The sequence below is a fragment of the Pseudomonas sp. GW821-FHT01D09 genome (genome assembly GCF_059422465.1).
The window spans coordinates 128,217-137,687 of record NZ_JBWKWY010000012.1; the positions used below are offsets into that span (position 1 = coordinate 128,217).

Sequence of the window (9,471 nt, forward strand, 5' to 3'; positions counted from 1 at the left end):
ATTTAGAGTTCCGAATCCCAGACCACCGTGACCTGGCCCGAGTAGGTACTGCCGCCCCGCTCCAGCATCTGGTCGGCGTAGTCTTTCTTGACCTCGAAATGCAGGGTGCCGGGCCGGCGGTTGACGTAGAACCCCGGTTGAAACAACTCGGTGCCCACACCGCTCAACAGCAATGGCTGACGACTCACTGCCCCTCCGTCATCACGACTCAGGCCATGGGGCAGGCTGACGCTGACATCCACCGGCACTTCGTGACCGTCGGTGGTGTTTCTCAAGGCGCAGGTGTCGCCGATGACCCGCTCGCAGGCCATCTGCATCTTGAAACGTGACGACGCGGAGATATTGAAGGTCTGGTCACGGAACAACCGCGCCGGCTTGCGGCCCCGGTTCAACCAGGCTTGCCAGCCGCCCTGGGGCACCAGTTCGACACGATTGCCGCCGGGGGGCACTTCCACCTGCAGTTGGTGTTGCACCTCCAGGTTGAAGTTGAACGTGAGCTGGTTATCGGTGGGGATCAAGACGTCGCCAAAGTCATAGTCGCCCCGTGGCCCCAGGGTGTAGGTGAGATTGCCGGTGTACTCGCCGCTGGACATGCCCAACGGGTTGGGCGTGCGGATTTCGTAGGCGTACTCCATTTGGTAGATCCGCATATAGGCCAGATCCTGCGAGGGCTTGCGACTGCATACCCCGGCCCCTTCCGGCACAATCCAAAAATAGGTCGCCGTTTGCCGACTGGCCTTGAGGTGCCCCGTCGAAACACAAGGGCTGGGAGCCCTGGACCACTGGGTCGTCCAGGCAATTCCCGGTTGAGCCCAACCAGATACCCCCGGTGGCCGGGGCACCTGCCACAAGCCGCCAAACCCGGCAATGCGCATCTGCACCGTCTCCACTTCCCCAGTCCGGGTATGGGTCACTTGCACATCACGCCAGCTCGACGGCACCTGCACCATAAAGCCCTGGCGCTCATCCGCATGGTTGGCCAGGATGGGCCCGTTGCTCAAGGCGTCGAAGGCGGGAATCCTCAGGCTGAACAGGTTCAACGCCTTGCATTGGGTGGGAATGTGCGACTCGCAGATCGAGCTGATGGGGGTGGTATTGCGAAACTTGTTCTCAAACGGATTGGCCGGGTCCGGTGTAAACACCGCCGAAATGTCCTGGGTCAGAGCCGCTGCCGCTGAGCTGAACGCCAGGGCCGCGCCCACGACGCCCAGCCGGCTGATCAACGTATAGAGAGGTCGCATAGTGATCGCAAATCTCGTCATGGCACTCAACCTGCGGTCTGAGTGGTGAAGGTGGAATCGGCCAGAGTGTCCGGCGTACAACGCAGGTCGCCGATCATCAGCACATCGTTTTCATTGCGCGCCTGGGTGGTATCGAGGCGGAACTGGCACAGCAACTGGTTGTTGCGCCGCACTTCCAGGGTCGGCGAGCTGGCGTTCATTTCCAGGGAGAAGAACCCATCGACCTCGCTCACCCCACGGCTGGCGTGGTTGATGATGTGATGGCCCTTGAGCGGCTTGCCCTGGGGGTCCACCAGGCGACCGAGCACGGTGACGCTGCGCATCACGCTGATCTTGCGGTAGTCCACACCGCCCTTGTTCAGGTGGTAGGCGGTACGCGGTGGCTGGATATTCGCCGCCGGCGCGTGGTTGCCGTCAAAGTCGAAGCTCACCGAACTGCCCTTGTAGGCGGTGATCGGGATAAAGTTGCGCCCGGCCCGCAGCAGGGTGCTGCCGCCGCTCAAGTCATCGGCGCGCAGGACGATGTCCTCTACATCGCTTTCAACATCGACAATCATCCCCGAGCCGCTGCCGGCGTACTGGCTGGTCAGCACCATCCGTTGCCCGCCGAGGGCGAAGGTGCTGTCCAGGTTCAGGCCACCGGTCAGGTCGTTGTTGAACGAGGAACGCTGCACAAAGCCGTCGCCATTGACCGCATCGGTCTGGAAGCTGGCCATGCCGGACAGGCCCACGCCATAGGTGTCGGCCAGCACCGTGCCGGAGACGCTTTGCAGCACATGGTCTTGCAGGTCGCGGCGGTAGGTCAGCGAGCCGTTGTTGTCACGCGTGCCTTCGCGGGAGGTGCGCGTGCCGATGCTGGCGGACCACTGCTCGCCGGGGCTGCCGAGGGCCAGGCTGACACTCAGGTCGACCCCGCGGTTGCGCTTGTCGCCGGTGCTGGAGCTGGCCGGACGGTCGAACAGCGACAAGCGCCAGTTGGCATCGCTGCCGAACAGGTGGGTGCGTTCGGTCCAGCCCAGGTCCAGGCCAGTGCCTTGGGTATTGCCTTCGCTGTAGGACAGCCGCGCGCTGATGGAGCGCAGGTTACTCAAGCGGTGGTTGACGGACAGCGCTGAGAGGCTGGTCTGGCCGACAAACACATCGCGCTGGCGAATGCGGGTGCCGTCGGGCAGGACTTCGTAGGTGTTGCGGTTGTCCAGCCAGCTGCGGGTGTGGTTCAGCACCACGCTGCCCAGGCCGTAATTGTAGAGGCTGTTGAAGTCGACGCCGGTGCCGTAGTTATCGGTCTGGTAGACGTTGGCATAGAGACTGGCATTGTTGGCCAGGGTCCAGTCGATGGACGTGCCGTACTGCATGTTGTCCTTGACCTGGCGCCCGGACAGCCCCAGCACCACCCGTGGGTGGGCCAGGTAGTTGACGGACGCGCCGGCGGTCAGGTCGCCACTGGGCTGTTCATCCCAGTTGCTCAGCAGCTTGCTTTCCTGCCCGGCAAACACGTTGTAGCGCCAACGGTTGTCGAGGTTGCGCCAGTTGTTGGGCTTGTACACCAATTCCTGGGTGGTGCTGGTGGTCTGGCCATCTTCCACCAGGCGCACTTCCACCTCATAAATGCCGCCCGGCAGGGGGCGCGTGTCCAGGCTTTGCAGGCCAGTGGCGACCGCCTGGGTGTTGATCAGCAGGCCATTGCGGTAGATCTCCACCGAACCCTGGCGGTTGGCGGTGACATAAATGGGGTAGATGCTCGGCTTGGGGTTGGCGATCATCAGGCTGTCGGAACTGCCGTACATCACGCCCACGGCGGTGTCCGGGCTGGCGCCGAAGGTGCGCAACTGGCGGGTCAGGCCTTCGGCATTGGGGGTGAAGTAGCCCAGGCGCAGGAACTCGCCGTGCATTTCACGCTGGCCATACAGGGAGTACACCGCATGGTTGAGGGCATCGTCGTCCGGCCCGCCCAGGCGCGAGAACTGCATGTTCAACACCTGGCTCCAGTTGCCCAGGCTGGCGTTGGCATCCAGCCCCAGGCGCCCGCCCAGGTCCTGGCCCTGGCCGCCGCTGATATTGAGTTGGTTACGCACGATCAGGCCGGTGCTGCCGCCGGTGGGCAGGGAGTAATACTGCGGCTCGAACCCTTCGCGCTCGGCGTTCTCGGTCAACAGGGTGACCAGGGACTTTTCCAGGTTGTAGTGGACCGCCAGCAGTTGCTCCGGGCAGTTGCCTTGGCAAGCGCCCAACGGCACGCCCTGCTTGAGGTAGTCACCCCAGCGGTCACGTTCGATATCCTTGATCACACTGCCTTCGTGATCGGTGAAATCCAGCAAGGTCAGGCGGTCGTCACGGGTCAGGACAATCATCGCCTCAGAGACGAACTCCTGGTCCAGTTCAACCCGCACCGCCAGCGGCACATCAAAAAAATGTTCTTCAAAATCCGCCGGTAAACCCTTGGCCTGGGACAGCAAACTTCTGGGGGTTGTGCCAGTTGCCGCGTCAGCTGCAAACGCTCCCGTACAAAACAACAAGGCAAGCGCTGCCGCGATGAAAATCATCGGGAACATGAACGGATACTCTGAATACGCACAGGAAATACTTGAATACCGATCAACCGACAGCGGCTGCCTGTCGATCGGTAGGTGCTAAGCAATAAGCCGATGCTTATTGGTCAACAGGTCATCTTCACGGGGTTACGCGCGGCTCATGGTCGAACACCACGGTGTAGTTGGTGGTGAACAGGCCCGCATCGGTGTCGGCCGGCTTGGCCGCCACCACCACCATGTCGGCCTGGGTGCCAGGGGTGGAGCTGGCGTCATCCACGACTTCCAGCGGCGAACCGGTCAGGGTCACGCCGTTGAAGGTGGTGGTCAGGGGAATGGAAGAAGTGCCGTTGGTCAGGGAAGCCGGACCGCCTTCGATGTAGGCCTTGATCGAACCGTCGGTATTTTTCACCGCGTAGGTCGCACGGATGGGGCTCAACAGACCGGTAACGGTGTTGTAGGCCATGGTTTCATCCTTACCGAACTCTGGATCCAACGGCTGGGCATGGAACTGTTTGGTAGGAATCGTCGCCTTGATGTTGATGACGCTGGTGGCTTCACCAGCTGCAAACACGCTGGAAGAACCGATGGCCAACATCACCAGAGGCAGGACGAAAGCAGTCTTTTTCAGCATCATTAAATACCTGTTGTCACTAATTAAGTTAAAGGTTCGAGTTGATCGAAACTTCATTCCACGCCAAAGACCCAACTATCACTTTATGAGTTGAGTCTTAAGACGCGAGTAAATGATCAACCGAATTTAACTTCAGGTAAGCCAGCCAATTCCTTGTAACTCGTAGCTTCAAGTCCTTATGTTGCATGGAAAAAAACCTGGAACCCGAAAAAACCAATTACTGGCTGTAATACCTGGAGGACAACTATCACTAACTTAACCCACACCCAACGAACAATGTTCCGTAAGAAAAGTAGCACACGACCATCCACAACTAAGCATCACTGCAATTAGAGCAAAGACTCCATGAGTTCATTTAAACCGACAATCTGTTAATTGCCAGTGGATAAGCGCAGCGGCACCCTACCGTTCGTCGGCAAGCGTTGCTCCGGCATTAAGATATATCTTACGTTATGTCTTATAAACCCACAGAGAGCATCCCAATGAGAGACCCTCATTCCCACCGTGAACCCGGTGACGGCCGCGACGGCTTCGAGAAACGCCCAGGCCGCGAGCGCGGTGGCCGAGGCCCGCGGGTCTTCGCCCCGGGCGACCTGAAAATCCTCCTGCCGGCGCTGATCGCCCAGCAGCCGTGCCATGGCTACGACCTGATCCGCCAGATCGAGGCCTTGTTCGACGGCGCCTACAGCCCCAGCCCCGGGGTGATCTACCCCACCCTGACCTTTCTGGAAGAGAGCGAATTGATCAGCGGCGACGCCGAGGGCGGGAAAAAACGCTACACAATCACCGACGCCGGACGTCTCTTCTTGAGCGAACAGACCATTGCCCTGGACGGTGTGCGCATGCGCATCGACGTGAGCAAGCGTTCGCTGCGCGGCCATGACCGGCCACCGGAGATCCACGAGGCGGTGCATAACCTGCGCCATGCCTTGCAGCTGCATCACGGCCGCTGGAGCCCGGAAGAAATCACGCGTGTCGCGGGGCTGCTCAACAGCACCGCCCAAGCCATTGTGGATGGCCCGCCCGTCCAACCTGTACAGGGGAAAAGTGCATGAACAAGCCCGCCATCCACCGCGTTACCCACGAGATTAAACGCCGCTGCCTGGAGGTACTGCGAGTGGTCGATATCACCCCGCGCATGCGCCGCATCACCCTGGGTGGCGAGCAACTGGCCGGGTTTATCAGCCTGGGCAGCGATGACCATATCAAGCTGCTGTTCCCGCAGAACGCCGCCGAACTGGCCGCGCTGCAAAGCCCGACCTTCGCCATCAAGGGCGAGGGGCCCCAGCCGGCAATGCGCGACTACACGCCACGGCGCTTCGACCTGGCCATTGGCGAGTTGGATATCGACTTTGTGCTGCACGGCGATGGCCCGGCATCGACCTGGGCCGAGCAGGCGGCCGTCGGCCAACACCTGTACATCGGCGGGCCCCGGGGCTCGATGATCGTGCCGGATATCTTCGACAGCTACCTGCTGGTGGGCGACGAAACCGCGATCCCGGCCATTGCCCGGCGCCTGGAAGAACTGCCGGCCGGGCGCACGGTGCTGGCGGTGATTGAAATTGCCGATGTGCATGAAAAGCAGGCACTTGGCAGTGCGGCGGATGTCGAGGTGATCTGGGTGGTGCGCGGGGTCGATGACCTGCTGGCCACGGTGACGAACCTACAGCTACCGGCTGGGGCGCTGTATGCCTGGGTCGCCACCGAGACCAGGCTGTCGCGCCAGGTGCGGCGAGTACTGCTGGATAAGCACCGGCTTGACGATGAGTTCGTCAAGGCGGTGGGCTACTGGCGGGCCGAGGGCAGTAGCGAAGAATAGGACTTACTCGGTCAAAATGTGGGAGCGGGCTTGCCCGCGATTGCGCTGTATCAGTCGGCACATTTGCTACTGATCCACTGCAATCGCGGGCAAGCCCGCTCCCACATTAGTCCTTCGTTGCCTTGGGAATCTTGTCCAGCCCCACTATCGCCAGCGCCACCAGCACAAACCCGAGCAATATCCCCCCGGCATTCATAAACACCTGTGGATAACCCAAGGTGCCGACATCAATAAACGGGTACTGATACTGCCCCAGCACATGCCCGCGCAGCAGCACATAAATGAAATACACCAACGGGTAAATCACCCAATACCCAATGTGCCGCAGGCGCAACCTGCCCTTGGGGACGCACCACCACCAATAGCCGAGGAACAGCAGCGGCATCACATCGTGGAGTAATTCGTCGGCGATAAACTGCCAGCCCTCGGGGCTCCACAAATGCCGCAGCAGCAGGCTATAGGCCAGCCCTACGACCACGATGCTCACGGCGATCCCGCTGCTGACCGCAGGCTGTAGGAAAAAGCGGCGCCCAGCCGAAGGGCGATTCACCAGTGCATAACTCAGCACCACCGCAGCCAGGGTGTTGGTCAGCACCGTGAAAAAGCTGAAAAAATTCACCAACCCACCCAACAGGCTGGCATCGGCCAGCCAGCGTGACGAAAGGATCAGGTATTGCTGGATCGCCAGGCCTGCCCAACCGGCCAGTGCCGCTGCCGCGACAAAGCGCTTCATGGGATCAGTCCAGCGGGCGTTTGGTGCGCATCAGCTTGACGTACAGGCCTTCGACCTTCTCCCGCGCCCACGGGGTCTTGCGCAGGAACGTGAGGCTGGACTTGATGCTCGGGTCGTTCTTGAAACAGCGGATATCGATACGCTCGGCCAGGCCTTCCCATTCGTAGTGCGCCACCAGTGCAGTGAGCACCTGTTCCAGGGTAACGCCGTGCAGGGGGTTGTTGTTCGATGCGGTCATGCCGGGCCTTTGCCAAGTAAATAAAGAAGAAGCCGCGCACCTTAGCCGAGAGGCCTGGCAGGCGGAAGCACCGTGTTCACTATAGCCGCTGAAAAGTTCCGCTTCCCGGAGCAAAAAGAGATGTTATATTGTAACTATTCATATCCAACCTCTCTGCTTTGCCAAGGAACCCCCGATGTCCCTCTCCCCTCTCTGGCGCCTGACCCCGCTGGCCGCTGCCCTGCTGATCGGCACCCAGGCCCACGCCCTGGAACTGCAACCCCAAGTCATCACCGGCAACCCGCTGGGCAGCCAACAACTGGCCTCGCCAAGCACCGTGCTGGAAGGCGATGACCTGACCCTGCAACAAAAAGGCAGCCTGGGCGAAACCCTGAATAAGCAGCCTGGGGTGTCGTCGTCGTACTTCGGCCCTGGCGCCAGCCGCCCGATCATCCGCGGCCAGGATGGCGACCGCATTCGCATCCTGCGCAATGGTGTCGGCGCGCTGGATGCCTCGTCGCTGTCCTATGACCATGCGGTGCCGCTGGACCCGGTCAACGTCGAGCGCATCGAAATCGTCCGGGGCCCGGCCGCCCTGCTCTACGGCGGCAGCGCCATCGGCGGGGTGGTCAATACCTTCGACAACCGCATCCCCACCGAAGCCATCGAAGGCATCCACGGCGCGGGCGAGTTGCGCTACGGCGGCGCCGACACCACCCGCAGCAGCGCCGGCAAACTGGAAGCCGGCAACGGCAGCTTCGCCCTGCACCTGGATGCCAGCGCACGGCAATTCAACGACCTGAAAATCCCAGGTTACGCCCGCAGCCGCCACGCTGCGGAAAGCGAAAACGGCCCCGGCAAAAACGGCCGCCTGGGCAACAGCGACGGGCGTCAGGACAGTGGTGCCGTGGGCGGTTCCTACACGTGGGACGACGGTTACGCCGGGCTGTCCTACAGCAACTCCGACAGCAACTACGGCTCGCCCGCCGAACAGGACGTGCGCATCCGCATGCAACAGGAGCACTACGCCTTCGCCTCCGAGATCCGCAACCTGCAAGGCCCGTTTACCTCGGTCAAACTCGACGCCGGCTACACCGATTACGAACACCGGGAAATCGAAGGCGGCGAAACCGGCACCACCTTCAAGAACAAGGGCTATGAGGCGCGTATCGAAGCGCGGCACCAGGCGATGGGGCCTTTTGATGGCATCGTCGGTGCCCAGGTCAGCCGTAGCGAATTTTCCGCCTTGGGCGAGGAAGCCTTTGTACCGCAGACCGATACCAATGCCGGCGCGCTGTTTATCCTCGAAGAAATGCAGGCCACCGAGCGCCTGAAGCTGAGCCTGGGCGGGCGCCTGGAACACACCACCGTCGACCCGGATGGCAAAGGCAACGCGCGGTTTGCCAAGGCCAACCGCTCCAGTAGCTTCACCGCTGGCAGCCTGTCGTCGGGCGCGGTCTACACCCTGACCCCGATCTGGTCGCTGGCCGCGACCCTGGGCTACACCGAACGCGCCCCGACCTTCTACGAGCTGTATGCCAACGGCGCCCACGTCGCCACCGGTACTTATGAAGTGGGCGATGCCAAGCTGTCCAAGGAAAAAGCCGTGGCCAGCGACCTGGCCCTGCGTTTTGACAATGGTACGCACAAGGGCAGTGTTGGCGTGTTCTACAGCCACTTCTCCAACTACATCGGCCTGCTGAACAGCGGTCGCACCTTGAATGACGAAGGCGAAGAAGACGCCAGCGGCATCCCGGAATACACCTACTCAGGCGTACGCGCACGTTTCGTCGGCTTTGAAGCCCAGGATCATTGGAAGCTGGGTGAAAGTGCCTACGGCAAATTTGCCCTGGAACTGTCGGGCGACTACACCCGCGCCACCAACCTGGACACCGGCGAAGCCCTGCCCCGTATTGCCCCGCTGCGTCTGAACAGCGGCTTGCTGTGGGAACTGGACCGCTGGCAGGCGCGCATTGATGTTGAGCATGCTGCTGGCCAAGGCCGCGTCCCGGCCAATGAAAGCGGCACCGATGGCTACACCACGTTGGGCGCCAGTGCCGGCTATCGCTTCAACCTGGGTGGTAGCCAGTGGCTGGCGTTTGTTGATGGCGAGAACCTGACCAACCAGACCGTACGCTATGCCAGCTCAATCCTGCGCGATATCGCGCCGGCGCCGGGGCGCAGTGTGCAGGTGGGCTTGCGCACGACCTTCTAACAGACACTGATATTCACCTGTGGGAGCTGGCTTGCCTGCGATAGCGGTGGGTCAGTCACTGAAAATAGTGGCTGACCCACCGCT

The 9,471-nt window shown here is 61.3% G+C and carries 8 protein-coding genes; 3 read left to right on the plus strand and 5 right to left on the minus strand.

Annotated features, from left to right (window positions below):
- Positions 1 to 2: 2 nt before the first annotated feature.
- The 3 genes from AC07W7_RS13805 to AC07W7_RS13815 all read right to left on the minus strand — a co-directional run bounded on the left by AC07W7_RS13805 (position 3) and on the right by AC07W7_RS13815 (position 4,403).
- Entirely contained in the window at positions 3 to 1,262 is a 1,260-nt protein-coding gene (locus tag AC07W7_RS13805; RefSeq protein ID WP_495039496.1) for a hypothetical protein, read from the minus strand.
- 5 nt (positions 1,263 to 1,267) lie between these two features.
- On the minus strand, positions 1,268 to 3,793 hold the full coding sequence (locus AC07W7_RS13810) for a CS1-pili formation C-terminal domain-containing protein (RefSeq protein WP_169864387.1): 2,526 nt from the start codon (positions 3,791 to 3,793) through the stop codon (positions 1,268 to 1,270).
- A gap of 118 nt (positions 3,794 to 3,911) precedes the next feature.
- On the minus strand, positions 3,912 to 4,403 hold the full coding sequence (locus AC07W7_RS13815; protein WP_076962389.1) for a CS1 type fimbrial major subunit: 492 nt from the start codon (positions 4,401 to 4,403) through the stop codon (positions 3,912 to 3,914).
- Positions 4,404 to 4,885: 482 nt separating this feature from the next.
- Between AC07W7_RS13815 and AC07W7_RS13820 the strand changes: the two genes are divergently transcribed.
- Positions 4,886 to 5,458 carry a PadR family transcriptional regulator gene (locus AC07W7_RS13820; protein WP_495039497.1) on the plus strand — a complete coding sequence of 191 codons (573 nt, stop codon included), beginning with the start codon at positions 4,886 to 4,888 and terminating at the stop codon, positions 5,456 to 5,458.
- Entirely contained in the window at positions 5,455 to 6,222 is a 768-nt protein-coding gene (locus AC07W7_RS13825) for a siderophore-interacting protein (RefSeq protein WP_495039498.1), read from the plus strand. Before AC07W7_RS13820 ends, AC07W7_RS13825 begins: the two co-directional genes overlap by 4 nt.
- 106 nt (positions 6,223 to 6,328) lie before the next feature.
- Here AC07W7_RS13825 and AC07W7_RS13830 read toward each other — a convergent pair whose 3' ends face one another.
- Both AC07W7_RS13830 and AC07W7_RS13835 read right to left on the minus strand, forming a co-directional pair.
- A complete protein-coding gene (locus AC07W7_RS13830; protein WP_495039499.1) occupies positions 6,329 to 6,955 on the minus strand; it encodes a Pr6Pr family membrane protein in 627 nt (208 codons plus the stop codon).
- Between the two features lie 4 nt (positions 6,956 to 6,959).
- Positions 6,960 to 7,193 carry a VF530 family protein gene (locus tag AC07W7_RS13835; RefSeq protein WP_057438302.1) on the minus strand — a complete coding sequence of 78 codons (234 nt, stop codon included), beginning with the start codon at positions 7,191 to 7,193 and terminating at the stop codon, positions 6,960 to 6,962.
- 175 nt (positions 7,194 to 7,368) lie between these two features.
- Here AC07W7_RS13835 and AC07W7_RS13840 point away from each other — a divergent pair, with 175 nt between their 5' ends.
- Positions 7,369 to 9,387 carry a TonB-dependent receptor gene (locus AC07W7_RS13840; RefSeq protein WP_495039500.1) on the plus strand — a complete coding sequence of 673 codons (2,019 nt, stop codon included), beginning with the start codon at positions 7,369 to 7,371 and terminating at the stop codon, positions 9,385 to 9,387.
- Positions 9,388 to 9,471: the final 84 nt, after the last annotated feature.